The organism is Aliiroseovarius crassostreae (assembly GCF_001307765.1).
In the GTDB taxonomy this organism is placed as follows: domain Bacteria; phylum Pseudomonadota; class Alphaproteobacteria; order Rhodobacterales; family Rhodobacteraceae; genus Aliiroseovarius; species Aliiroseovarius crassostreae.
In genome coordinates this window covers 568697-592092 of sequence record NZ_LKBA01000004.1, presented here as the reverse complement: position 1 = coordinate 592092, position 23396 = coordinate 568697, and the positions used below count along the sequence as shown (strand labels likewise).

23 protein-coding genes are annotated in these 23396 nt (G+C 58.7%); 11 read left to right on the top strand and 12 right to left on the bottom strand.

Features of this window, described 5'->3' with window-relative positions:
- Nucleotides 1-13 precede the first annotated feature (13 nt).
- Nucleotides 14-976 (bottom strand): malate dehydrogenase, encoded by a 963-nt coding sequence (gene mdh, locus AKJ29_RS05085; RefSeq protein ID WP_055189046.1) that lies wholly within the window; start codon nucleotides 974-976, stop codon nucleotides 14-16.
- A gap of 157 nt (nucleotides 977-1133) precedes the next feature.
- Here mdh and AKJ29_RS05080 point away from each other — a divergent pair, with 157 nt between their 5' ends.
- Nucleotides 1134-1892 (top strand): sulfite exporter TauE/SafE family protein, encoded by a 759-nt coding sequence (locus tag AKJ29_RS05080; RefSeq protein WP_055188521.1) that lies wholly within the window; start codon nucleotides 1134-1136, stop codon nucleotides 1890-1892.
- Nucleotides 1893-1913: 21 nt separating this feature from the next.
- On the opposite strand, the gene AKJ29_RS05075 is transcribed toward AKJ29_RS05080, so the two are convergent.
- Nucleotides 1914-2246: a hypothetical protein gene (locus AKJ29_RS05075; RefSeq protein ID WP_139231300.1), complete on the bottom strand. Its 333-nt coding sequence runs from the start codon at nucleotides 2244-2246 to the stop codon at nucleotides 1914-1916.
- 312 nt (nucleotides 2247-2558) lie between these two features.
- On the opposite strand from AKJ29_RS05075, the gene AKJ29_RS05070 reads away from it, so the two are divergent.
- The 8 genes from AKJ29_RS05070 (at nucleotide 2559) to AKJ29_RS05035 (ending at nucleotide 9545) form a co-directional block, all read left to right on the top strand.
- The gene (locus AKJ29_RS05070; RefSeq protein ID WP_055188519.1) at nucleotides 2559-3407 is read left to right on the top strand and encodes an HpcH/HpaI aldolase/citrate lyase family protein; all 849 of its coding nucleotides are present in this window, start codon (nucleotides 2559-2561) and stop codon (nucleotides 3405-3407) included.
- Nucleotides 3408-3432: 25 nt separating this feature from the next.
- Nucleotides 3433-3981 (top strand): NnrU family protein, encoded by a 549-nt coding sequence (locus AKJ29_RS05065; RefSeq protein ID WP_055188517.1) that lies wholly within the window; start codon nucleotides 3433-3435, stop codon nucleotides 3979-3981.
- Between the two features lie 22 nt (nucleotides 3982-4003).
- Nucleotides 4004-5038, top strand: a complete 1035-nt coding sequence (locus AKJ29_RS05060; RefSeq protein ID WP_055188515.1) for a MaoC family dehydratase — start codon at nucleotides 4004-4006, stop codon at nucleotides 5036-5038.
- 395 nt (nucleotides 5039-5433) lie between these two features.
- On the top strand, nucleotides 5434-5817 hold the full coding sequence (gene sdhC, locus AKJ29_RS05055) for a succinate dehydrogenase, cytochrome b556 subunit (RefSeq protein WP_055188513.1): 384 nt from the start codon (nucleotides 5434-5436) through the stop codon (nucleotides 5815-5817).
- A gap of 13 nt (nucleotides 5818-5830) precedes the next feature.
- Nucleotides 5831-6202 (top strand): succinate dehydrogenase, hydrophobic membrane anchor protein, encoded by a 372-nt coding sequence (sdhD, locus tag AKJ29_RS05050; protein ID WP_055188510.1) that lies wholly within the window; start codon nucleotides 5831-5833, stop codon nucleotides 6200-6202.
- Nucleotides 6203-6217: 15 nt separating this feature from the next.
- Nucleotides 6218-8029, top strand: coding sequence for a succinate dehydrogenase flavoprotein subunit (gene sdhA / locus AKJ29_RS05045; RefSeq protein ID WP_055188508.1), 1812 nt, complete (start codon nucleotides 6218-6220; stop codon nucleotides 8027-8029).
- A gap of 12 nt (nucleotides 8030-8041) precedes the next feature.
- Nucleotides 8042-8821 carry a succinate dehydrogenase iron-sulfur subunit gene (locus tag AKJ29_RS05040; protein ID WP_055188506.1) on the top strand — a complete coding sequence of 260 codons (780 nt, stop codon included), beginning with the start codon at nucleotides 8042-8044 and terminating at the stop codon, nucleotides 8819-8821.
- 13 nt (nucleotides 8822-8834) lie between these two features.
- Nucleotides 8835-9545, top strand: coding sequence for a ZIP family metal transporter (locus AKJ29_RS05035; protein ID WP_055188504.1), 711 nt, complete (start codon nucleotides 8835-8837; stop codon nucleotides 9543-9545).
- A 373-nt stretch (nucleotides 9546-9918) separates the two neighbouring features.
- Here AKJ29_RS05035 and AKJ29_RS05030 read toward each other — a convergent pair whose 3' ends face one another.
- A complete protein-coding gene (locus AKJ29_RS05030) occupies nucleotides 9919-12432 on the bottom strand; it encodes an ABC transporter permease (RefSeq protein WP_055189042.1) in 2514 nt (837 codons plus the stop codon).
- Between the two features lie 8 nt (nucleotides 12433-12440).
- On the bottom strand, nucleotides 12441-13121 hold the full coding sequence (locus AKJ29_RS05025) for an ABC transporter ATP-binding protein (RefSeq protein ID WP_055188502.1): 681 nt from the start codon (nucleotides 13119-13121) through the stop codon (nucleotides 12441-12443).
- Nucleotides 13122-13145: 24 nt separating this feature from the next.
- On the opposite strand from AKJ29_RS05025, the gene AKJ29_RS05020 reads away from it, so the two are divergent.
- Complete coding sequence (locus AKJ29_RS05020) at nucleotides 13146-13883, top strand: arylesterase (protein WP_235477273.1); 738 nt, start codon at nucleotides 13146-13148, stop codon at nucleotides 13881-13883.
- A 310-nt stretch (nucleotides 13884-14193) separates the two neighbouring features.
- Nucleotides 14194-14796 (top strand): response regulator transcription factor, encoded by a 603-nt coding sequence (locus AKJ29_RS05015; protein ID WP_074963588.1) that lies wholly within the window; start codon nucleotides 14194-14196, stop codon nucleotides 14794-14796.
- A gap of 4 nt (nucleotides 14797-14800) precedes the next feature.
- Here AKJ29_RS05015 and ccoS read toward each other — a convergent pair whose 3' ends face one another.
- From ccoS to ccoN, 8 genes are all read right to left on the bottom strand, one after another.
- Entirely contained in the window at nucleotides 14801-14962 is a 162-nt protein-coding gene (gene ccoS / locus AKJ29_RS05010; protein WP_055188497.1) for a cbb3-type cytochrome oxidase assembly protein CcoS, read from the bottom strand.
- Between the two features lie 133 nt (nucleotides 14963-15095).
- Nucleotides 15096-17300 carry a heavy metal translocating P-type ATPase gene (locus tag AKJ29_RS05005; RefSeq protein ID WP_055188495.1) on the bottom strand — a complete coding sequence of 735 codons (2205 nt, stop codon included), beginning with the start codon at nucleotides 17298-17300 and terminating at the stop codon, nucleotides 15096-15098.
- Nucleotides 17301-17309: 9 nt separating this feature from the next.
- Nucleotides 17310-17798: a FixH family protein gene (locus AKJ29_RS05000; RefSeq protein WP_055188493.1), complete on the bottom strand. Its 489-nt coding sequence runs from the start codon at nucleotides 17796-17798 to the stop codon at nucleotides 17310-17312.
- 98 nt (nucleotides 17799-17896) lie between these two features.
- The gene (ccoG, locus tag AKJ29_RS04995; RefSeq protein ID WP_055188491.1) at nucleotides 17897-19309 is read right to left on the bottom strand and encodes a cytochrome c oxidase accessory protein CcoG; all 1413 of its coding nucleotides are present in this window, start codon (nucleotides 19307-19309) and stop codon (nucleotides 17897-17899) included.
- 597 nt (nucleotides 19310-19906) lie between these two features.
- Nucleotides 19907-20767 (bottom strand): cytochrome-c oxidase, cbb3-type subunit III, encoded by an 861-nt coding sequence (gene ccoP / locus AKJ29_RS04990; protein WP_055188489.1) that lies wholly within the window; start codon nucleotides 20765-20767, stop codon nucleotides 19907-19909.
- Nucleotides 20768-20800: 33 nt separating this feature from the next.
- Nucleotides 20801-20977, bottom strand: coding sequence for a CcoQ/FixQ family Cbb3-type cytochrome c oxidase assembly chaperone (locus AKJ29_RS04985; RefSeq protein WP_063139419.1), 177 nt, complete (start codon nucleotides 20975-20977; stop codon nucleotides 20801-20803).
- A 12-nt stretch (nucleotides 20978-20989) separates the two neighbouring features.
- Complete coding sequence (gene ccoO, locus AKJ29_RS04980; RefSeq protein WP_055188485.1) at nucleotides 20990-21724, bottom strand: cytochrome-c oxidase, cbb3-type subunit II; 735 nt, start codon at nucleotides 21722-21724, stop codon at nucleotides 20990-20992.
- A 14-nt stretch (nucleotides 21725-21738) separates the two neighbouring features.
- Complete coding sequence (gene ccoN, locus AKJ29_RS04975) at nucleotides 21739-23340, bottom strand: cytochrome-c oxidase, cbb3-type subunit I (protein ID WP_055188483.1); 1602 nt, start codon at nucleotides 23338-23340, stop codon at nucleotides 21739-21741.
- Nucleotides 23341-23396: the final 56 nt, after the last annotated feature.

Sequence of the window (23396 nt, the reverse complement as noted above, 5' to 3'; positions counted from 1 at the left end):
TCAACGGCTTGGATTAAGCCAGCGAGGGGTCGATTTCTTTACAGGCAGAGACAAGGCCCTTCACCGCGTCAACCGACTTGTCGAACATGGCTTGCTCTTCTTTGTTCAGCTCGATGTCGATGACTTTCTCGATGCCATTTGCGCCGATGATGGTCGGAACGCCCACATAGAAGCCGTCAAGACCGTAAGCACCGTCAACATAAGCCGCGCAAGGCAGCAGGCGTTTCTGGTCGTTCAAGTAAGCCTGAGCCATTTCGATCGCCGAAGCAGCCGGGGCATAGTAAGCCGAACCGGTTTTCAGCAGGCCAACGATCTCGGCGCCACCGTCACGGGTGCGTTGAACGATGGCGTCCAGTTTCTCTTGGCTGGTCCAGCCCATTTTCACCAGATCCGGCAGCGGGATGCCGCCAACGGTCGAGTAACGGGTCAGCGGCACCATGGTGTCTCCGTGGCCGCCCAGAACGAACGCGGTCACGTCACGCATCGACACGTCGAATTCCACCGACAGGAAGTGACGGAAGCGCGCCGAGTCCAGAACGCCAGCCATGCCGACCACTTTCTCATGCGGCAAGCCCGAGAACTCGCGCAGCGCCCAAACCATGGCGTCCAGCGGGTTGGTGATGCAGATCACAAAAGCGTTCGGGGCGTGCTGGGCAATGCCTTCACCCACCGATTTCATGACTTTCAGGTTGATCCCCAGAAGGTCGTCACGCGACATGCCCGGTTTGCGCGGCACACCGGCGGTCACGATGCAGACATCAGCACCAGCAATATCGGCATAATCGGTGGTGCCGGACAGGGCAGCGTCAAAACCTTCAACCGGGCCGCTTTCCGCGATGTCCAGTGCCTTGCCCTGCGGGATACCGTCGGCGATGTCGAAAAGGACAACGTCGCCCATTTCTTTCAGAGCTGCGAGGTGGGCCAGGGTGCCACCGATCATACCCGAACCGATGAGGGCAATTTTGGGTCGTGCCATGAGAATGATCTCCATCCATTGAAATTTGACGCTATGCCTAGTCGCAATGTCGCTTTCACGCAAGGGCGCTGCGATGCGGCATATCTTGGAGGTTGCGTAGAGCAAGATGACACGATAGCGCTAAAGCGACTTAAAACATGCAGTTTGCACCGAACCTATGCCGGAAATTCTGGATTTCACATTCTTTGCCTTCGCGATCCCGGCCGTGCTGTTTGCAGGCATTTCCAAGGGGGGATTTGGCTCGGGTGCTGCCTTTGCGGCAACCCCACTGCTTGCGCTGATTCTTGAGCCAGGCGCTGCAATTGGCCTGATGCTGCCGCTGTTGATGTTGATGGATGTGACCGCCCTGCGACCCTATTGGGGCAAATGGGACGGAGATGCGGCCAAGACGCTGATCCTCGGCGCGCTGCCCGGCGTGGCATTGGGGGCGGTGCTGTATTCCATCGCCAATGCGGATCTGTTTCGCCTGCTGATCGGACTGATTGCGGTGGGGTTTGTTGCCTTCCAGATTGCCCGAGGCCGGGGGTGGATCCCGCCTGCGGCGCACCCGATGAGTAAGGGGCCGGGCTTGTTCTGGGGCATTTTGGCGGGGCTGACCAGCTTCATCAGCCACGCGGGAGGACCACCTGCGGCGGTGTTCCTGCTGTCGCGCCGCCTTGACAAGCTGAGGTTTCAGGCCACCACGGTGATCGTCTTTTGGGCGATCAACGGGATGAAATTCATCCCCTATGCGGCCCTTGGCATCTTTTCATGGCAAACGATCAAGGCCGATCTGTTCCTTGCCCCCTTTGCGGTCGCGGGCATCTGGGCGGGGGTAAAGCTGCACCATTTGATGCCCGAGCAGTGGTTTTTCCGACTGACCTATGCGTTCCTGCTGATAACCGGCACCAAGCTGATCTGGGAAGGGCTGACCTGAAGGTGGCAGTCAGCCCCGCCGTCAGGCGGGTTCCCCCAGCATGGCCGGGGTCAGTTCTTCGTTCAGCGCCTCAAAGCTGCGACCTGCAGCCACCAGGCAGGTGATCCCCTGCGGATTGGTCACGGTAATAGTCCAGCTGCCACTTTCCGCAGAGGCAAACACTTCGACCACCGTATTATTTGTCGCCAGACCGATCGACTGCCTGGTCTCGCCATAAGTTTCCGTCAAGCGTTCCACCACCGCCAATCGCGGCGCACAGTTGCGCCCCTGAGCATAGGCATTCTGTATCGACAGGAGCAGCGCCCCCGACACCAGCGCCAAGGCCAGGATCCGTTGTTTCAACAAAAGGTTCATGTGTCTTCCCTTTCATACAGGGGCACTGCACCGGGCCATCCGGGTTACGGCGATACAGATCCCAAGTCCGATCAGGTGCCGAGCTGCATCCCGTGTCACCTGGGTGACATCGGTGGCCGACCACGGGCCCTCCCGTCGCTCGGCGGGTCCAATCAGCCTGCGCCTCAAGCCCGAAGAACTGGTTAACGCGCCGCACTTTGGCCCCGGCGGGCAGGGCATCGCGCAGAAATTCTGCAATGCAGCAAATCTACCCTTGCGAAATGCTGCGCAATCGCGATGCTGTGCGCAAGAATATTGCGGAGAACCAGAATCATGTCTCACCGTCCCTACCGGTCCGTCCTCTACATTCCCGGCTCGAAAGAACGCGCTTTGGAAAAGGCGCGTGGCCTGGCCTGCGATGCGATCATTTTCGACCTCGAAGACGCCGTTGCCCCCGATGCCAAGGTCGAGGCCCGCGCCACTCTGCGCGCCGAACTCGACAAGGGCGGATATGGCAACCGTGCCAAGATTGTTCGCATCAACGGGTTTGATACCGAATGGGGCAAAGAGGATGTGGCGGCCATGGTGGGCGCGGATATCGACGCCATCCTGATGCCGAAAGTGGGCTCAGCCGCGCAGCTCGATGACCTGGCCGCGCTGATCCCTGACGTGGATCTCTGGGCAATGATGGAAACTCCGATGGGGATGCTGAATGCTGCCGAAATTGCAGCCCATCCGCGCCTGAAGGGGTTTGTCATGGGCACCAATGATCTGGCCAAGGAGTTGAACACCCGGTTCCGTGCCGACCGCCTGCCGATGATGGGCGGGCTGCATATGTGCCTGATCGCGGCCAAGGCCTATGATGTTGTGATCATTGACGGCGTCTACAACGCTTTCAAGGACGAAGACGGTCTGCGGGCCGAATGTGACCAGGGGCGCGATATGGGCATGGATGGCAAAACGCTGATCCACCCGGCCCAACTGGCTGTCGCCAACGACGCCTTTGCGCCTTCTGACGCGGAAATTGACCTCGCCCAGCGCCAGATTGCCGCTTTTGAAGAGGCCGAAGCCTCGGGGCAGGGCGTTGCGGTTGTGGATGGTAAAATCGTCGAAAACCTGCATGTTATGACGGCAAAAGGTATTCTTGCCAAAGCCGAGGCGATCAAGGCGCTGGAGGGCTGAGGCCCAACACGTTCGGAGACCCACCATGACCCTTCTCATCCTCGGCCTCGCCCTGTGGTATATCGGCCATTTCTGGAAACGCGCCCTGCCCGGGCGCCATGCCGCCATGGGCGAGAAGGCCAAAGCTGTGTCCGCCGGGATCATTCTGGCGGGCGTGGTCGTAATGGTGATCGGCTACAAGGCATGGGAAAGCTATGACCTGTTTGCCTATCCGACCTTCTTCAAACATATCAACAATCTGGCCGTGCTCATCGCCATTTACCTGATGAGCCCCGGCCCGTCGAAAGGCGCAATCCTCTACAAGATGCGCCACCCGATGCTGACGGGCATGATCGTTTGGGCGGTGGCGCATATGATGGTGAACCCTGACCCGGCCTCTTACGTGCTGTTTGGCGGCTTGACCGTCTGGGCAATGGCCGAGATGAAGGTGATCAATGCGGCGGACCCCAACTGGACCCCGAACCCGAAAGGCAGCATTGCCAAGGACGCGATGTTCCTTGTGGCCTCGGTGATCTTGCTTGCGGTGATCGGATATATACACGGGCTGATCGGCCCTGCGCCTTTTGGGGCGTGACCTCAAATCTAGGAGATGAAAGATGGCCAAAACCAATCCGGGCCGCTTCTTTGAAGACTATAAACTGGGCGACGAGATTGCCCACGCGGTGCCCCGCACCGTGGCCGAAGGGGAACGCGCCCTTTACCACGCTTTGTATCCGGCCCGTCACGCGCTTTACTCCTCGGACGAATTTGCCGGGGCCTGTGGACTGGAAGGGTCGCCGCTGGATGATCTGATTGCCTTTCACGTTGTCTTTGGAAAAACCGTGCCGGATATTTCGCTGAACGCGGTGGCCAATCTGGGCTACGCTGAAGGCCGCTGGCTGAAACCGGTTTATCCGGGCGACACGCTGCGTTCGATGTCCAAGGTGATCGGCCTGAAGGAAAACTCCAATGGCAAATCCGGCGTGGTCTGGGTGCACACGGTGGGCATCAACCAGACCGGCGAGGCCGTGCTGGAATATGTGCGCTGGGTCATGGTGCGCAAAGGCAATCTGGAAGCCCCTGCCCCGAAAACCGTGATCCCGGAGCTGAAACAGGTTCTGGGCGTCGAAGACCTTGTCATCCCGGAGGGGTTGTCCTTTGAGGATTACGATTTCACCCTTGCAGGTGAGCCGCATCGCTGGGGCGACTACGAGATCGGTGAGAAAATTGATCATGTGGACGGCGTCACCGTGGAGGAAGCCGAGCACATGATGGCGACCCGCCTGTGGCAGAATACTGCCAAAGTGCATTTTGACGCCACCTTCCGTCCGGATGGACTGCGGCTGATCTATGGGGGGCATGTGATTTCCATGGCCCGTGCGTTGTCCTTCAACGGGCTTGCCAACGCGCAGATGATTGTCGGTCTCAATGGCGGCGCCCATGCCAACCCCTGCTTCTCGGGCGATACGATCCGAGCGTGGTCAGAGGTTCTCGACAAGGCAGAAACCGGGGTGCCGGGCGTTGGGGCCATTCGCCTGCGCCTTGTCGCGGTCAAACATGGCGCAGAGGCATTTGCGCTGAAAGGTGACGATGGCAAATACCTGCCCGATGTCATGTTGGATCTTGATTACTGGGCCCTGATGCCGATGTAATTTGAGGGAACCAACCTTCAACAGCGCCACCGTTACGGCTCAGATCCGTCCTGCGGTGGCGCAAAAATGGTGGCATAGTCCTGTGTGCTACGGCATACATTAACCAACTCTTTCCATCAGAATTACGGCACGCCAATTCGTGATCACAAAATATTTTTTTGTGATCACAGACGTGTTTTTTCGCATCTGTTAGCGCAAATTACGCATTTTTATCCCGAGTCAAGACGTGACTCTGTGCCGCAAAAGGGTCTATTCCTGTCGCAAAGGGTTTTTGCCGGACCCGTTCACCCCGTCTGGCAGAAACTTTCCAAGACCACGCGCGCTTAGGATTTGACGCCCCTGCGGCCCGACCTCCAGAGCGCATCAAAGTCGCAACAGATCAAGAGGAGGCCGCCATGGCCGATGTGAACAGAGGCAACCGCCCTCTTTCCCCACACTTGCAGATTTACCGTCCGCAGCTGACCTCCATCTCCTCCATTTTTGCCCGCATCACCGGCGTGGCACTTCTGGGTGGCGCCGTATTGGTCGCCTGGTGGTTTTTCGCAGCCGCAATGGGGCCGGGCTATTATGATTTCGTGAACGGTCTGATGACCTCGTTCATTGGCGATCTGGTCATGTTCATGGCGCTCTGGGCGCTGTGTTACCACGCACTGTCCGGCCTGCGTCACCTGATCTGGGATATCGGTATCGGACTTGATATCGAAACCGCCGAGAAAATGGGCCTCGCTGTGATCGGTGGCTCTGTTGTGCTGGCGATCCTCGTCGCAGTGATTATCTGAGAAGGAACCCGACATGCAGTTTCTGACTGACCGCAAACGCGCCGTTGGCAAAGGTTCTTCCGGATCCGGAACAGATCATTTCTGGGGCCAGGCGATTTCGGCCCTTGGCCTGCTGGTGCTGATGCCCCTTTTCGCACTGACCTTCGGCCACGCGCTTGGCATGGGCTATGAAGAGGCTCTTGCCTATTATCAACGCCCCTTCCCCGCCATCATCGCCGCGATGACCATCGTCACCGCCATGGTCCATTTCCGTCACGGAATTCAGGTCGTGATCGAGGATTACTCGCGCGGGGTGACCAAAAAAGTGCTGGTGGCCGGTTGCACCGCCATCTCCTACACCATCATCGCCACGGCCCTTTATGGCCTTGGCCGCATTGCATTTTAAGACCGGAGCACCCCAATGGCAGCTTACGAATACGAAACCCACGAATATGACGTGGTCGTGGTCGGTGCCGGTGGCGCCGGTCTGCGCGCAACCCTCGGCATGGCAGAACAAGGCCTGCGCACCGCTTGTGTGACCAAAGTTTTCCCCACCCGTAGCCACACTGTGGCCGCACAGGGTGGCATCGCCGCATCGCTTTCCAACATGGGCCCGGACAACTGGCAGTGGCACATGTATGACACGGTGAAAGGCTCTGACTGGCTGGGTGACACCGATGCAATGGAATATCTGGCCCGCGAAGCGCCCAAGGCGGTTTACGAGCTGGAACATTACGGTGTGCCGTTCTCGCGCACCGAAGAAGGTAAGATTTACCAACGTCCGTTTGGCGGCCACACCACCGAGTTTGGTGAAGGCCCCCCCGTGCAACGGACCTGTGCTGCTGCCGACCGCACCGGTCACGCGATCCTGCACACGCTTTACGGCCAGTCGGTCAAGAACAACGCCGAGTTTTACATCGAATACTTTGCCATCGACCTGCTGATGTCGGACGATGGTCAGTGTCAGGGTGTGGTGTGCTGGAAGCTCGATGACGGCACCTTCCATGTCTTCAAGGCGAAGATGGTGGTCCTGGCGACCGGCGGTTACGGCCGCGCCTATTTCTCGGCCACGTCGGCCCATACCTGCACCGGCGACGGTGGCGGCATGGTGATGCGTGCTGGCCTGCCGATGCAGGACCTTGAGTTTGTGCAGTTCCACCCGACCGGCATCTACGGCTCTGGCTGTCTGATCACCGAGGGGGCACGCGGCGAAGGCGGCTACCTCGTGAACAGCGAAGGCGAGCGATTCATGGAGCGTTACGCGCCCCAGTATAAAGACCTCGCCCCGCGCGATTACGTGTCGCGGTCCATGACCATGGAGATCCGCGAAGGCCGTGGCGTGGGCAAAGATGGCGATCACATCTTCCTGCATCTCGACCACCTGCCCGCCGAAGCACTGGCCGAACGCCTGCCGGGCATTTCGGAAAGCGCCAAGATCTTTGCAGGCGTGGATGTGAACAAGGAACCGATCCCGGTTCTGCCCACCGTTCACTACAACATGGGCGGCATCCCGACCAACTATTGGGGCGAAGTGCTGAACCCGACCGCAGAAGATCCGACCGCTGTTGTGCCGGGACTGATGGCGGCAGGTGAAGCAGGCTGTGCGTCTGTGCACGGGGCAAACCGCCTCGGTTCCAACTCGCTGATTGACCTCGTGGTGTTTGGCCGCGCGGCTGCGATCCGGGCCGGTAAAGTGGTGGACAAGAACGCCGCACATCCTGAGCTGAACACCGGCGCCGTCGACAAGATCTTTGAACGGTTTGACGGCCTGCGCTATGCAAAAGGCGCGATCCCAACCGCCGACCTGCGTCTGGAAATGCAGAAAACCATGCAACGCGACGCGGCCGTCTTCCGCACCGCGAAAACCATGGCTGAAGGCGTTGAAGCGATGACCGAGATTGCCGGCAAGATGGGCGACCTGAAGGTCACCGATACCTCGCTGGTCTGGAACTCGGATCTGATGGAAACGCTGGAACTCACCAACCTGATGCCGTCAGCCATCTCGACCATCGTGTCGGCCGAAGCCCGCAAGGAAAGCCGCGGCGCCCACGCGCATGAGGATTTCCCGGATCGGGACGATGAAAACTGGCGTGTTCACACCATTTCACGCATCGACGAGACCGGCACCAAAGTGGACCTGTCCTACCGCCCCGTGATTGTGGATCCGCTGACCACCGAAGCCGAAGGCGGCATCAATCTCAAGAAAATCGCGCCCAAAGCGCGGACGTTCTAAGGAGGACGCCAGATGGTACAATTCAAGCTCCCCAAGAACTCGACCGTTCGCGTCGGCAAAACCTGGCCCAAGCCCGAAGGCGCCACCAATGTCCGCAAATTCCAGATCTATCGCTGGAACCCGGATGATGGCGAAAACCCGCGGGTGGACAGCTATTTCGTCAATATGGACGAATGCGGTCCGATGGTTCTGGACGCGCTGATCAAGATCAAGAACGAGATTGATCCGACGCTCACCTTCCGCCGCTCCTGCCGCGAAGGGATCTGTGGGTCTTGCGCGATGAACATCGACGGGATCAACACGCTGGCCTGTATTTACGGGATGGATGAGATCAAGGGCGACGTGAAGATCTATCCGCTGCCGCATATGCCGGTGGTGAAAGACCTGATCCCGGATCTGACGCATTTCTATGCGCAGCACGCTTCGATCATGCCGTGGCTGGAAACCAAGACCAACCGCCCGGCAAAAGAGTGGAAACAGTCGATTGAGGACCGCAAGAAACTCGATGGCCTCTATGAATGCGTCATGTGCGCCAGCTGCTCAACCTCGTGCCCGAGCTACTGGTGGAACGGTGATCGCTACCTCGGACCGGCCGCGCTGCTGCACGCCTATCGCTGGCTGATCGACTCGCGCGATGAAGCCACCGGCGAGCGTCTGGACAATCTGGAAGATCCGTTCAAGCTTTACCGCTGCCACACCATCATGAACTGCGCCAAGACCTGCCCGAAAGGCCTGAACCCGGCCAAGGCCATTGCGTCGATCAAGAAAATGATGGTGGAACGCCATCTGTAAGCAGGTATAGGATATGGGTGATCTCATCTACGCAATCACATTGGCCGCCCTTGCCGGGGCGGCCATTCCTTTTGGGGCGTGGCTTGCCCGGTTCGACCAGATTCTGCCTGGCACGATCCGCAATCAGGCCAATCACTGGATCATGGCCTTCGGGGCTGGTGCCCTTCTGTCGGCAATCGCCTTGATCCTTGTTCCCGAAGGCCTGTCACGCCTCCCGGGGCCGCCTGCCCTGTTGCTTTTCCTACTAGGGGCTCTGGTCGCATTACTCGCGGATATGGCCCTTGCACGAAGGGGGGGCTCCAAAGCTCAGTTCATGGCTATGCTGATGGATTTTATTCCAGAATCCCTCGCCCTCGGCGCCATTTTGACTGCTGATCCAAAAGTGGCTGCATTGCTCGCCTGCGTGATTGGTGCCCAGAATCTACCGGAAGGTTTCAACGCAGACCGCGAGCTGGCAGCCGGCTCAGTGCCACGTCATAGGCGACTGATCCTTTTTGCAGCACTTGTGCCACTTGGCCCCCTTGCCGCTCTCACAGGGCATCAGTTCCTGGCAGATCTTCCCACTGTTCTTGGCGCATTGATGCTGTTTTCGGCGGGCGGCATCCTTTACCTGATATTTCAAGATATTGCCCCGCAAGTTTCCGTCAAACACAGCTGGTCCCCACCTCTGGGGGCAATCTTGGGTTTTGCATTTGGGTTGGCAGGGCATATCCTAACGTCATAGAAGGATATTCAGGGACACCACCCGACGCCCCCTTGTTGACGTGAAAGTCTGCACCGTGGACAAGATCTGGTCCGGCCTCAAGCTCGTCATCCGCAAGGAACACCGCGCGGCCCACGTTTGACCCTCATTTTCTGGACATAAATATCCTGAAGCGTTTCGGTTTTAACCCGGTCACAGGGGGAAACCGAAACGCAGCGCGCGTTACCAATGTTGCAGGCGTTTGGTAACAAACTTATGCTGCAAGCTTGTCCCAAACGCTTTGGGTGAGGACTCACTCAAAGAGTGGGTCCGAGGGGCAAAGCCCCTGACAGGCTCACGCAGTGAGCCACCCAAGCCTGCCCACCCTCAGGGAGAAAAGGCGCGGGAGCACCCATCAGTCCCGAGAGCGCAAAACCTGTGCCGGTCGCACGGATAACGGACGCCACGCATAAAACAGCCCAGCCAGGATTGTCGCGATGATTCCCCCGACAACAATGGCAATGGCCGAAACCGGCTCAAAAACATAGTCGTTTTCCATAATATAATGGGTCACAGCCCAGCCCGCGACGCCACCAGCAATCACGGCCACGCCCCCAGCAGCGGCCCCCAGCACGGCAGATCGCAGCGCAAAGTTCATCAGGATTTCAGCCCGTGTGGCGCCCAGTGTCTTCAGGACCGCCGCCTCGTAGGTTCGCACACGCTCGCCCGCGGCTGCGGCACCGATCAACACCACAAACCCCGTCACCAAAGTGGCCAGCGCCCCATATGTGACGGCGGCGGCCACCTGCCCCATCAGGCCCGAGATACGGGTGATGGCGTCCCTCACCGAAATAAGCGTGATATTCGGGAAATTCCGGCCCAGATCACGCAAGATGGCAGGCTCGGCCTCCGGCTCCGCATAGATCGTCGCAAGCCAGGTATGGGGCGCACCGGTCAATGCAGATGGGTTCATGGTCAGAACAAACCCCATACCAGCTTGTGAAAAATCCACTTCGCGCAGGCTGGTGATCTCCCCCGTGATGTCCCGGCCCAGAATATTCATGGTCACGCTGTCCCCCAGTCCAATCCCCATCTCCTCGGCCTCCTCTGCGGCAAAGGAAATCTGCGGCGGGCCCTGGTAATCCTCGGGCCACCATTCCCCCGCCACAACATGGGTGCGGGTGGGCTTGGCCGAATAGGTCAGCGCACGATCCCCTTGCACCACCCAATGATTGCCCGCGACCTCCTGCGCGGGCTGGCCATTGATGCTGGTCATCACCCCTCGCAGCATCGGCGCGGTATCGACCCGCGACACGCCTTCATCCGCATTCAGTCGCGCCAGAACGCCCTCGATCTGATCAGGCTGGATATCAACCACAAAAAAGCTTGGCGCTACGGCGGGCAGGTCACGCGCAATCGCGCCACGCAGGTTGTTGTCGATCTGCCCCACAGCGGCGAGCACCGAAAGCCCCAGTCCAAGGGAGAGCACCACCGCACCGGCCTCTCCACCCGGCCCCCCCACGGCGCTGAGGGCCATACGCGGGATCGGGCGCCCTCGCAGGCCTGGCAGATGCCCAAGCCAGCGGGCCAGATGCCGGATCCCCAGCCCGGTCAGGGCGAGCGCCGCAAAGGCCCCGGCAACACCGACAAACGTCCAGAGCGCCAGTTCAAACATGCCCGACAGGAGTGCTGCTAGAAAGACTAGGATCACCAGCACGGCAAGGGTCATCAGCACATACACGAGACGGGGCCAGCGCGCGCGCCCAAGGGCCGCATCGCGAAACAGAGAGGCTGGCTGCACGTCTTCTGTCTGTGCCAGCGGCCAAAGCGTGAAGAGAAGCGTTGCCAGCGCGCCATAGATGGCGGCCTCAATCAAGGGGCTGGCATAAACGGAAACGGCTGCCTCAATGGGCAAGGCCGCTGCGATAACAGGGGCAAGCACAAGCGGAATGGCCGCCCCAATCGCGAGCCCGATCACCAGCCCCAGCATGGTCAGAACCGCAATCTGCATGAAGTAACTGAAGAAAATCACCCGCCGCGTGGCACCCAGCGCGCGCAGAATGGCAATGGTTTCTGTCTTGCCGTCAAGATAGGCCCTGACGGCTGCGGAAATTCCGACACCTCCAACCGCCAGACCGGCAAGCCCGACCAGAACAAGGAACGAGGAGAGACGCTCGATGAACCGGCTGATCCCAGGCGCGCCATCGCGCGCATCCTGCCAGCGCGCACCTGTTTGCGCGAGCTGCGCCATGACGCTGGATTTGATCTCTGTCAGATCGCGCCCTTCGTCCAGACGCAACCGGTATTCGCTGTCAAATAAGGTGCCCTGCGCGAGCATTCCCAGGCGCGTCAGATCCTCGCGTGCAACCAGTGTGCGTGGCCCAAGACCAAACCCGCCGGTGGCATTGTCTGGCTCGCTGACCAGCTCTGCCATCAGAACAAATCGGTTGCCCCCCAGCGCAAACTCCTGACCGACCCCCAGCCCCAATCGGTCCATCAGCAGGTCATCCATCACCGCGCCGGGCAGGCCGCCTTTGCCCGAAAACGCCTGCGCAAGCGGGATCGGCGGGTCCAAAATAACCTGTCCATAAAGGGGATAGTTTTCATCCACTGCCTTCACCTGCGTGAGGCCTCGATCCTCCTCCACCACAGCCATAGAGCGAAAGTCAGCGATCACCGAAACAGCGTCCGCTGACTGCATCAGCACCGCCTGTTCAGCCTCATCTGCAAACCGGTATGTGAAGGAAACAGACGCATCCCCCCCCAGAAGCACCGCCCCCTGATCCGCCAGCCCCTGCTGCAGGCTTTCACGCACTGAGCCGATGGCCGCAATCGCGGCCACCCCCAAGATCAGGCAGGCCAGAAAAATGCGAAATCCTCGCAGACCGCCCCGCATGTCGCGCCGAGCGATCCGAGCGGCCTGCCTCATCTCACGGATCATACCAAGACCCCGTCCTGAAGGCACAGGGTCCGGTCGCAGCGGGCCGCAAGCTCAGGTGCGTGGGTGACCATGATCAGGGTCGCCCCATGGCGGTCCCGCAGTCCAAACAGCAGGTCCATGATCACATCCCCGGTGGCACCATCAAGATTTCCGGTCGGTTCATCCGCAAGCAAGATATCCGGGCGCGGGGCGGCGGCACGCGCAAGCGCCACACGTTGCTGTTCCCCCCCGGACATCTGGCTGGGATAATGGTGCAGACGATGGCCAAGCCCCACCGCAGACAGCTCTTCCTCGGCCCGGACAAACGCCTCTGGGACGCCTGCAAGCTCCAGGGGGGTTGCAACATTTTCCAGCGCTGTCATGGTCGGGATAAGGTGGAAAGATTGAAACACCACCCCCATATGATCCCTGCGGAACCGGGCAAGCTGATCCTCGCCCATCTGCCCCAAATTCTGCCCCAGGGCGGTGATGGTGCCCCCGGTGGCACGCTCCAACCCGCCCATCAGCATGAGGAGAGAGCTTTTGCCAGACCCCGATGGCCCCGTCAGCCCAAGCGTTTCCCCACGCTCAACAGTCAGGTCAATGCCTTTGAGGATCTCAGTCCGCCCTGCATTGCGCCCCAGCGTCAACCGGGCATCGGTCAGGGTCAGGACGGCGGATTGGGCAGCATCGGGCATCGGGCACCTGTCAGGAGAAAAGCAATGAGTTCCACCGGATATGGGGTGAAAAAAGCCATGAACAAGTCCTTTCCGAAAATTGCCGCCCGGCTGGCACAGCTGTCTTTCGTCTTAGCCCTGTCTGTTCCGAATCTCAGCCATGCCGACACGCCTGTCACCCTTCTGGCCCTTGGGGACAGCCTGACCGCGGGATACGGTCTGGACCAAGGCGACGGGTTTGTTCCGCAATTGCAGACATGGCTGCGCACCCAAGGGCGCAACGTGACCGTCATCAATGCCGGGGTCTCAGGTGACACGACAGCAGGAGGCAGGGCGCGGCTGGGCTGGTCCCTGACAGATGAGGTGGATCTGGTGCTGGTCAATCTGGGGGGCAATGACATGCTACGTGGCCTGCCTGCAACGGAAACACGCAGAAACCTCGATGCGATCCTGACCGAAATCAATTCCCGCAACTTGCCCTCTGTGTTGATCCGTGTGCCCGCGTCCCTGAATTTCGGCGCGGTCGAGAAAGCGTCGTATGATCAGGCCTTTGCCGATCTCGCGTCAAAGCATGGGAGCACATTCATTCCCAACTTTTTCGCAGCCCTGGACAACGCTGAAACAACGCAGGAAAACCGCCAGGCCGCGCTGCGGGATTACATGCAGCCGGATGGGCTTCACCCAACCCGGCAAGGCGTGAAGCTGATCGTGGATCAGATCGGCCCGACAATTCTGATGGCCCTTCCAGCAGCGACCGGCAACAGCGTAGATGGGCAACAATAAAGCAACTCGGGACAGGCTTGAGGCATGGGTTCATCCCGAACCGCGCAAAACAATGATCTCTTTTTCTTCACATTGTTTCCCCTTTACCACAGATCAAAATCGAAACGATTTTGCGTCCACGAAACCTTCCCATAGGTCAGCTTTGCAAAATGGTTCTATTTTTACACGAACAACCTTTGAGTGTTGTCATTTTGCAATTAGCTAAAATCGCCCCAAAAAATACCTATACTTATTGATAGGTGTTCCACAACCCACCCATATGTCAGTGTTTTTTATTGTCCCCTAGCATTTCAAACACTTAGGCGCATCATTGAAAATTCTCGTAGCAGTAGAAGATCCCACGCTGTCCAACTCTCTGAACACAGCTCTGGACACGCTGCCATTCCACGAGCGGTTGCTGGTTTCCACGTCACGACAGGCGCTTGAAGCGGTGACACATGGCCCATTTGATCTGATCATCCTGGACTATCAACTGCCTGACCTGCAGGGGATGAATACTGTGATGAGATTGTCCCGTGCCTTCGCGCAGACGAAGATGGCACTTGTGTTGCGGGGGGGATCGCTTGAACTGGCGCAACGGGCCCAACAGGCCGGTGCCAACGCCGTTTTATCCCGCGAACTGGACGCAACGGATCTGGCGCGTGCCTTGCCCCTCGCCCTAAGAGGAAAGTATGTGACCTTGTTGAATGACCTGTTTCACGTCAACGGGCGACGCCCGCTGTCTCATCTGTCGGAGCGTGAAATTCAGGTGCTGCGCGGGCTCTGCGACGGGCTTCAGAACAAAGAGATCGCCCATTCCTTTTCCATTCAGGAAGTAACCGTCAAAATGCACATGCGCGCCGTGGTGCGCAAACTGGGCGCCAAGAACCGCACCCATGCCGCCATGATCGCACGTGACCTCAACCTGATCTGAACACTCACTCCTCGGGAGGGGTGTCATCCCAGCGATCTGACAGGATCCGTTGGCTGTTGCCATCCGGATCGTCATATTGATCGCTCCTGAGGGTCCAGAAAAAGGCCGCCAGCCCTGCCCCGCCCAACAGCAGCGAAATTGGGATGAGATACACAAGCACGTTCATAACGCAGCCTTTCCAATGGAAGTCACCGATTGCTTCGGTGCAATTTTGCCTCAGACCAGTCGGAAAGGCCAGCCATTCGGACAAACCGACACGCTCTCAGCGGCTGGACTTTGGCGACTACTACGGGTGAAAATTACGGATCTTTGAATGTGGTCAGGCGCAGCGCGTTCACGCTGACCGTGATGGAAGACAGGGACATGGCCAGAGCCGCCGCCAGCGGTGTCGCCAGCCCCACCAACGCAATCGGAATGGCGATCGCATTATAGCCCGCCGCAATTGCAAAATTTTCAATGATCCGGCGAGTTGCGGATTTCGCCAGCACGGTTGCACGCCCCAGAGGGGCCATGGATTGCCCCAGCAACACGATGTCGGACACCACCCGCGCGGCCTCAAGCGCCGATGAGGGCGAGATCGACACATGCGCGGCAGCAAGCGCTGCCGTGTCGTTCAACCCATCCCCGACCATCAGAACCTTCTTTCCGGATTTCCCCAGACGGGCCACGAACTCGGCCTTGTCCTCGGGCAGGGTATCCGCCTTCCAGTCAGAGATTCCGACCCGTCCGGCAAGCTCACCAACGGCCGCAGGCACATCGCCGGAGATCAGCGTGATCCCAAGCCCCTGCGCCTTGAACGCAGCAATGGCGTCTTCAGCGCCTTCGCGCAGATTGTCGGTAAAGGTAAAGGCAACCGGGCGTGTACCGGAGATGGACAGGTAGGTTGCCGTCTGCCCAACCGAGTTTGCCCCCAGCCACTCGGCGCGGCCAAGGCGTACAGTCTTGTCATTCCACTGCCCTTCGATCCCTTTGCCCGGCACCTCACGCAGACCACTCACCTCGGCGGGCTGGATCCCCCGTGCGCGGGTGGCCTGTGTCAGTGAGGCGGCCAGCGGATGGCTGGATCCTTCGGCCAGGGCAAGGGCCACCTGCAGATCCTGTTCGCGATGGCGTTCAATCCCGTCCATGACCGGCTTGCCCTGTGTCAGGGTGCCCGTCTTGTCAAACACAACATGGTCCACCTCTGCCAGGCGTTCCATCGCTGTGGCGGATTTGAGCAGCATTCCCTGCTTAAACAGCGTCCCCGAGGAGGCGGTGGTCACCGCCGGCACGGCAAGGCCAAGCGCACAGGGGCAGGTGATGATCAGGGTCGCCACCGCAATATTCATCGCCATGCGCCAGTCACCACCGGAATACCAGACCCAGAACAGAAACGCCGCAAGCGCCAGCAAATGCACCACCGGCGCATAAACCGCGGCGGCCTTGTCAGCGAGAGAGGTGTAGCGATTGCGCGCGGTTTCCGCGATCGCAACAAGGTCCGCCATACGGTGCAGCGAGCTGTCCTTGCCAGCCGCGGTCACCCGCACGGTCAGCGGGCCGGTCAAGTTGACCTCCCCGGTTGAGACGATCGTGTCAGGGCCCGCCGCAACGGGCAGGCTTTCCCCGGTCAGAAGGGCTCGATCCAGTTCACTTTCCCCGGTCAGGACGATCCCGTCCACCGGCACGCGGGCCCCGGGCACGACACGGACGATATCACCGGGTTGAAGCTCGGACACGGCCACCTGTTCGTCACCCGTATCGGTCACACGGGCGGCACGCGGCACCTCAAGGGCGGCCAGCTCTTCCGCAGCAGAGCGCGCCACTGACCGGGTGCGATAGTCAAGGTAACGCCCGGCAAGCAGGAAGAATGTCAGTGACAGGGCAGCGTCGAAATAAGCATGTGCCCCTGAATGCATCGTTTCATAAAGCGACATGCCAAGCGCAAGCAGGATCGCCAGCGAAATCGGCACATCCATATTGAGCCGCCCCACCCGCAACGCGGTCCAGGCGGACCGGAAAAACACCTGGCTGGAGAAGCCGACGGTTGGAATGGCAATGACGGCAGATATCCAGTGAAACAGATCTCTGGTGGCATCTGCCGCCCCTGACCAGACCGCGACACTCAGCAGCATCACGTTCATCATCGCAAACCCTGCCACGCCGAGGCGCATCAGCAGATCCTTGCCTTTCTGATCGGTTGCCGTGGAGCGTAGCTGGCCGGGGTCGAGTTCATAGGCCTCAAACCCGATGCCCGTCAGATAATCCGCCAGGTCCTGCGCTTCAACCTCCGGATCCGCTTCAACCGTGGCACGTTTGAGGGTGAGGTTGACCCGCGCCTGACGAACACCGGGCTGTTTTGACAGCCCGGCCTCAACACCGGTGATACAGGCCGCACAATAGATCTGCGGCAGCGACAACAGAATGCGTTTGCCTATCATTCCGTTGCCTGATTGCCCCTTCCCTGCCTGTTCCTTGGCAAGGGGGGCGGCATCACAGGCGGGACAGGCAGAAATCGGCGTCGACATGGGAAAGCCTCAGCTGGTTTTCGGGATATAGATCTGAATACGCTGCTGGAAGGGAACATCATCCTTGGACAGGATGTTGATCCGCAGGTTCCAGTTGCCATAATCCAGCGCCCCCACCGCAGCGGTGTAGGCCCCGGAGGAGGATTGGCTGAAACTGGGTTCCTGGTCGTCACGCACATGGGTGGCCCGACCGAAAATGGCATAGATGGATTTCACCTCGACCGCGCGGCCATCCTCATCGCGGATATCCAGCACCAAATTTTTCCCCTCTACCTTGGCAGACACATCCCAGCCGAGCCCCAGTTGCCCCTCTTTCAAGCGGTCAAACTGCTGACTGGCCACATAGGAATTTTCGGTCTCCAGCCCGGGAAACGTATTGATCGCGGAATAGGCCATATAGCCATTCACACCGATGATCACGGCAAAAGCTGACACGGTGATCGCAAGGACATGCTTGCCCGTCAGCTCGAATTCCTTCTTTTCGGTTGGTTCACTCATCTGTTCGCGCCTTTTTCGAGTATACCGGAAGCGCCTGAGCGCATCCGGAGGATGTTGTCGCATAATCCGGGGTTCACTGCCCGGATATGGGTTGCTGATCAGCCGCCGCGCCCATTGAAGACCGTATCCAGATAGGCACGGTCACCGGTTACGCCATCGACAATCCACAAACGGATCTCAGTGCGGTCCTTGCGGGCTGTTTCCGACCCGCGCGGGGCAATGACATACACCCGTTGCTTGGCTTCGGTATCGGGGTCTGCAACCACCACCAGCTTGTCTGACCCTTCCAGTTCAAGCTTCAGGTCAGAGCCAGGCGGCAGGGCGAAATAGTAGGGCCATTCTTCCCCATAGCGGTTGCGCACCCCAACGTCATAGGTGTTGCGGATCGACCCATCAGACAGGGTCACATAGGTTGGATTGCGCACCGGGCGCACCGTCACATCCACGGCGGGACGAACAAATAGGGCCACGGTCAGACCAACGCCAACCAATGCCCAAAGGGACGTATACAAAATGGTGCGCGGCCGCAGAAGGTGCTTGATCACCGGCACTTTCGCCTGTCCTGCACGTTCGCTTGCCTCGTCTTTCCAGGCGAGATAATCAATCAGCCCGCGCTCCTTGCCAACCTTGTCCATTATCTCGTCACAAGCATCGATACACAGGCCACAGGTGATACATTCCATCTGCTGGCCATCGCGAATGTCGATGCCCATCGGGCACACGGCAACACAGGCGTTGCAGTCAATGCAATCCCCCAGGTCATCCCGTTGCTTACCACGCCCACGCGGCTCTCCGCGCCAGTCACGATACGCGATGGTGATTGTGTCTTCATCCATCATCGCAGCCTGAATGCGCGGCCAGGGGCAGGCATATATACAGACCTGTTCACGGGCGATGCCGCCAAAGAAGAACGTGGTTGCGGTCAGCACCATCAAGGTGGAATAGGCCATCGGATGGGCCTGCATGGTGATCAGATCAACCAGCAAGGTCGGGGCATCTGCAAAATAGAACACCCAAGCCCCCCCCGTGGCCACGGCAATCATGATCCAGAGAACGAACTTGACCAGGCGTTTGCGGATCTTTTCCCCGTTCCATTTCTGGCGGTGCAGACGCAGACGCGCATTCCGATCACCCTCGACCCAACGCTCCACCAGAATAAACAGGTCAGTCCAGACCGTTTGGGGGCAGGCATAGCCACACCAGACCCGCCCGGCAGCAGAGGTGAACAGAAACAGCCCAAGCCCCGCCATGATCAGCAGGCCCGCAATGAAATAGAATTCATGCGGCCAGATTTCGATCCAGAAGAAATAGAACCGGCGATCTGCCATATCTATGAGGATCGCCTGGCTGGGCAGGTTGGGCCCGCGATCCCAACGGATCCAGGGGGCAAGGTAATAAATCCCGAGTGTGATCGCCATGATCCACCACTTGAGGCTGCGGAAAGTGCCTTTTACCCGTTTGGGAAAGACTGGCTCGCGTGGTGCGTAAAGCTGTTCCGGTGCGTCTGACATCGACAGAATCCTGTCCTGAGTAATCAAAAGTATCTGTTTCCCAAGCGTGTCGCCTGTTTTCACCTGAGGGGCAATGCGGCAAAACGCTCATAAAGAGCGAAGGACGAAAGCAAGGGGCGGGCGTTGCAAAACCATGCCGCTGCGCGACCCGGATCTGCTCTGATCTAAGAATTATTCTACATTCAAGCCTTGATGTGGATCAAAACCTTCTCGGATGCTTCACGCATTAATACCCTCTAAATCATTATTAATAAAAGAATTTTTAATTTGACGCAGTACCATCTCGTCGCAACTAAAGCGTTTCGATTTTAACCTGATACAGGGCAAAAACACAGGGCAAAACCGAAACGCTGCAAGAGATATCAATGTCGTGGGCGTTTCGCCTCATTATTGTGTCTCAGTAATAAGTCGAAACACTTTAGGGATTGCAATCCGGGATCGGTTTGCACATTTTCATCGTTACCCATGAAAAAGGCCCGGCCCCATGGCCCGGACCTTTTGAATTTGGAGGCACCGATCCCGGAGAAACGCGCGAACAGGATCAGGGATCGGTGCCGAACCGGGGAGTGAGGCCCCGGATCTCTTCTGGCCGAAGGCTTATTCGCCGCCGCCCAGCTGGTGAACGTAAACTGCCACCCCCTTGATCTGGGCTTCGGTCAATTTGGCCGACCATGCCGGCATCACACCGGTACGCCCTTTGGTAACAGATTCCGTAATGGTCTCTTTGTCACCACCATAAAGCCAGATGAAGTCGGTCAGGTTCGGGCCGCCCATATCGCGATCCCCAACACCACCCGCAGCGTGGCAGGATGAACAATTATCTTCGAACACCACCGCACCGGCTTCCACATTGGCTGCATCGGCTTCGCCACCGCTCAGCGACAGGACATAGTCAACCACCTGGGTGATTTCCTCGGCCTCTAGCAGGTCCTCATGGGCAGGCATGTCGTTCAGACGGGTGTCATCATTAGATACATCACGGATACCGTTCTGAATGGTGGTGTGGATGGCTTCGATGTCCCCCCCCCACAGCCAGTCATCGTCCAGCAGGTTCGGATAGCCAACGGCACCGTCCGCACCCGCACCGTGACACTGCGAACACCAGGTTGCAAAGGTGGCACGACCGGATTGCGAAGCGTAGTTGTACAGCTCGGTCCCCGGCTGGATCTCGGTCAGGTCAGCCGCAGCCAGTTCTGCGTTGATCGAAGCGTTCATCTCATCAAAACGCTGGATCTCGGCTGCAACTTCACCGCGGGTCGAATACCCCAGATACCCGGCGGTGGCGCCTTTGATCAACGGCCATGCGGGATAGGCAATGGTGTACCAGACACCCCAGACAATGGTGATATAGAAGATCCAGACCCACCAACGCGGGAGAGGGTTGTTGAACTCCTGAATCCCATCCCATTCGTGACCGGTCGTTTCGATCTCTTTCTTCTCTACAGGTTTTTTACTCATTTGCCGCAACTCCTTGAGCTGAGCGTCAGGACATCAGTCCTGATCACCGGCAGGTTTGTCTTCGTGGCGGAAGGGGATGTTCGCGATGTCGTCATGCATTCTGTTCACTCCGGGGCGAAACACAAAAACTGCGGCCCCGATGAAAAAGGCGAACATCGCGATCAGGAACCAGCTGTCTGCAAATGCGCGCATGAGGCTATAGGTGTCCATCATCCCTACTCCTTACCGGCTTGCGTCAGGTGTAAAGGTCGAGAAGTCGACCAGAGTACCCAACATCTGCAAATAGGCGATCAGCGCGTCCATTTCCGTGACGGCCGGTTGGCCATCAAAGTTACGGATCTGTGCCTTCGGGTAACGGGCCTCAAGGGCATCCGGATCCGAGTTATCGCCATCCGGATTTGCCTGGGTCAGCCAGTCAGCTTCGGCATTTTCCAGCTGCTCGTCCGTGTAAGGAACACCTACAATGCGATTGGTCTCCATGACTTCGCGAATATACTTCGGCTCAATGACATTATCGAGCAGGTAAGCATATTTCGGCATCACCGATTCCGGCACAACCGATTGCGGGTCCGCCAGGTGGTCCACATGCCACTCGTCCGAGTAACGGCCACCCACGCGGGCAAGGTCAGGACCTGTCCGCTTGGAGCCCCACTGGAACGGGTGGTCATACTGGCTTTCAGCCGCCAGCGAATAGTTCCCATAACGCTCTACCTCATCACGCATCGGGCGGATCATCTGCGAGTGGCAAACATAGCAGCCTTCGCGGATATAGATGTTCCGACCCTGCAGTTCGAGCGGAGAGTAGGGGCGCATGCCTTCCACATCCTCAATCGTGTTTTCGAGGTAGAAGAGCGGTGCGATTTCCACGATACCACCGACGGATACAACCAGAAGGCTGCCAACCAGGAGGAGCGTGGCGTTCTTTTCGAAAACGACGTGTTTGTCGAGAATTCCCATAGGTCCAGCCCTCCTTATTCGGCCGGTGCCGCTGCGGTATCGTTGGCAGCTTCTGCTGCCGGCGACGCCTTAACGGTCATCCAGAGATTATAGCACATGATCAATGCGCCAGAGAGGAACATCACACCACCCAGAGCACGCACAACATACATCGGGAACTTGGCGGCCACGGTGTCGGCAAACGAGTTCACGAGGAAGCCTTGTGCGTCAACTTCGCGCCACATCAGGCCTTCGAGGATCCCGGTCACCCACATCGACGCGGCGTAAAGCACGATACCGATGGTGGCGAGCCAGAAGTGCCAGCTCACGAGTTTCAGGCTGTAAAGACCTGCGCGGCCCCACAAACGGGGAACCAAGAAGTAGAGCATCCCGAAGGTGATCATACCGTTCCAGCCCAGCGCACCTGAGTGCACGTGACCAATGGTCCAGTCAGTGTAGTGCGACAGCGAGTTCACGGCGCGGATCGACATCATCGGACCTTCAAAGGTCGACATACCGTAAAAGCCGATCGACACAACCATCATACGGATCACCGGGTCGGTGCGCAGCTTGTCCCATGCACCCGATAGGGTCATCAGACCGTTGATCATGCCACCCCAGGACGGCATCCACAGGATCACCGAGAACACCATACCAAGGGTCGATGCCCAATCCGGCAGAGCGGTGTAGTGCAGGTGGTGCGGACCAGCCCAGATATACAGGAAGATCAGTGCCCAGAAGTGGATGATCGACAGTTTATACGAGAAGACCGGGCGTTCAGCCTGTTTCGGCACGAAGTAGTACATCATGCCCAGGAAGCCTGCGGTCAGGAAAAAGCCCACAGCGTTGTGGCCGTACCACCACTGGAGCATCGCATCTTGCACACCGGAGGTGACCTGCACCGAAGCCGAACCGAAGATCGACACCGGAACAACCAGGTTGTTCACGACGTGCAGCATCGCAATCGTGACGATAAATGCCAGATAAAACCAGTTGGCCACGTAGATATGCGGCTCTTTGCGCTTCATCAGCGTACCCAGGAACACCAGAAGGTAAGCCACCCACACGATGGTCAGCCAAAGGTCAGTATACCAGTTGGGTTCAGCGTATTCTTTACCTTGCGTCGACCCCAGCACATAGCCGGTTGCCGCCAGCAGGATCACGATCTGATATCCCCAGAACACGAACCATGCCAGGTTACCGCCCCAAAGGCGTGCGCCCGAGGTGCGCTGCACCACGTAAAATGAGCTGGTGATCAGCGCGGTTCCGCCAAACGCAAAAATAACAGCCGAGGTGTGAAGCGGACGCAGGCGCCCAAAGTTCATATATCCTTCGGCCCAGGAAAAGTTCAGCGACGGGAATGCCAGCTGGAACGCGATAAACGTCCCGACCAGGAACCCGACTGCGCCCCAGAACGCAGTCAGCGCGGCGCCCACACGCACCGGCCCATCCATATATCCAGTTTCCACGACCTTCGGTTCACCCACGCGCTTCAGCGAGTAGATGAAAAGGCCGACCGCGATGAGTGTCACCAGGATGGCATGCACCTGGTAGGCTACGTCGCGGGCATAGCTAGCGGCAATGGCGGCCAAAAGTGCAACAAGGCCATACACTACCAATTTGAGGTAATCCCACATTTTGCGTCCCTTCGTCTTTGTCACGCAATGCCCCCAGATCCCGAAATTGGATTCGG

Excerpts from the sequence above, each read along its gene's own strand:
- AKJ29_RS05075 (WP_139231300.1), bottom strand. The coding sequence starts at position 2,246 with ATGAACCTTTTGTTGAAACAACGGATCCTGGCCTTGGCGCTGGTGTCG.
- AKJ29_RS05035 (WP_055188504.1), top strand. The coding sequence starts at position 8,835 with ATGGGTGATCTCATCTACGCAATCACATTGGCCGCCCTTGCCGGGGCG.
- ccoS (WP_055188497.1), bottom strand. The coding sequence starts at position 14,962 with ATGAACGTGCTTGTGTATCTCATCCCAATTTCGCTGCTGTTGGGCGGG.
- AKJ29_RS05005 (WP_055188495.1), bottom strand. The coding sequence starts at position 17,300 with ATGTCGACGCCGATTTCTGCCTGTCCCGCCTGTGATGCCGCCCCCCTT.
- AKJ29_RS05025 (WP_055188502.1), bottom strand. The coding sequence starts at position 13,121 with ATGCCCGATGCTGCCCAATCCGCCGTCCTGACCCTGACCGATGCCCGG.
- AKJ29_RS05060 (WP_055188515.1), top strand. The coding sequence starts at position 4,004 with ATGGCCAAAACCAATCCGGGCCGCTTCTTTGAAGACTATAAACTGGGC.
- ccoO (WP_055188485.1), bottom strand. The coding sequence starts at position 21,724 with ATGGGAATTCTCGACAAACACGTCGTTTTCGAAAAGAACGCCACGCTC.
- sdhD (WP_055188510.1), top strand. The coding sequence starts at position 5,831 with ATGCAGTTTCTGACTGACCGCAAACGCGCCGTTGGCAAAGGTTCTTCC.
- AKJ29_RS05030 (WP_055189042.1), bottom strand. The coding sequence starts at position 12,432 with ATGAGGCAGGCCGCTCGGATCGCTCGGCGCGACATGCGGGGCGGTCTG.
- ccoN (WP_055188483.1), bottom strand. The coding sequence starts at position 23,340 with ATGTGGGATTACCTCAAATTGGTAGTGTATGGCCTTGTTGCACTTTTG.
- AKJ29_RS05070 (WP_055188519.1), top strand. The coding sequence starts at position 2,559 with ATGTCTCACCGTCCCTACCGGTCCGTCCTCTACATTCCCGGCTCGAAA.
- AKJ29_RS05020 (WP_235477273.1), top strand. The coding sequence starts at position 13,146 with ATGAGTTCCACCGGATATGGGGTGAAAAAAGCCATGAACAAGTCCTTT.
- AKJ29_RS05040 (WP_055188506.1), top strand. The coding sequence starts at position 8,042 with ATGGTACAATTCAAGCTCCCCAAGAACTCGACCGTTCGCGTCGGCAAA.
- sdhA (WP_055188508.1), top strand. The coding sequence starts at position 6,218 with ATGGCAGCTTACGAATACGAAACCCACGAATATGACGTGGTCGTGGTC.
- ccoG (WP_055188491.1), bottom strand. The coding sequence starts at position 19,309 with ATGTCAGACGCACCGGAACAGCTTTACGCACCACGCGAGCCAGTCTTT.
- sdhC (WP_055188513.1), top strand. The coding sequence starts at position 5,434 with ATGGCCGATGTGAACAGAGGCAACCGCCCTCTTTCCCCACACTTGCAG.
- AKJ29_RS04985 (WP_063139419.1), bottom strand. The coding sequence starts at position 20,977 with ATGGACACCTATAGCCTCATGCGCGCATTTGCAGACAGCTGGTTCCTG.
- AKJ29_RS05000 (WP_055188493.1), bottom strand. The coding sequence starts at position 17,798 with ATGAGTGAACCAACCGAAAAGAAGGAATTCGAGCTGACGGGCAAGCAT.
- AKJ29_RS05080 (WP_055188521.1), top strand. The coding sequence starts at position 1,134 with ATGCCGGAAATTCTGGATTTCACATTCTTTGCCTTCGCGATCCCGGCC.
- ccoP (WP_055188489.1), bottom strand. The coding sequence starts at position 20,767 with ATGAGTAAAAAACCTGTAGAGAAGAAAGAGATCGAAACGACCGGTCAC.
- mdh (WP_055189046.1), bottom strand. The coding sequence starts at position 976 with ATGGCACGACCCAAAATTGCCCTCATCGGTTCGGGTATGATCGGTGGC.
- AKJ29_RS05065 (WP_055188517.1), top strand. The coding sequence starts at position 3,433 with ATGACCCTTCTCATCCTCGGCCTCGCCCTGTGGTATATCGGCCATTTC.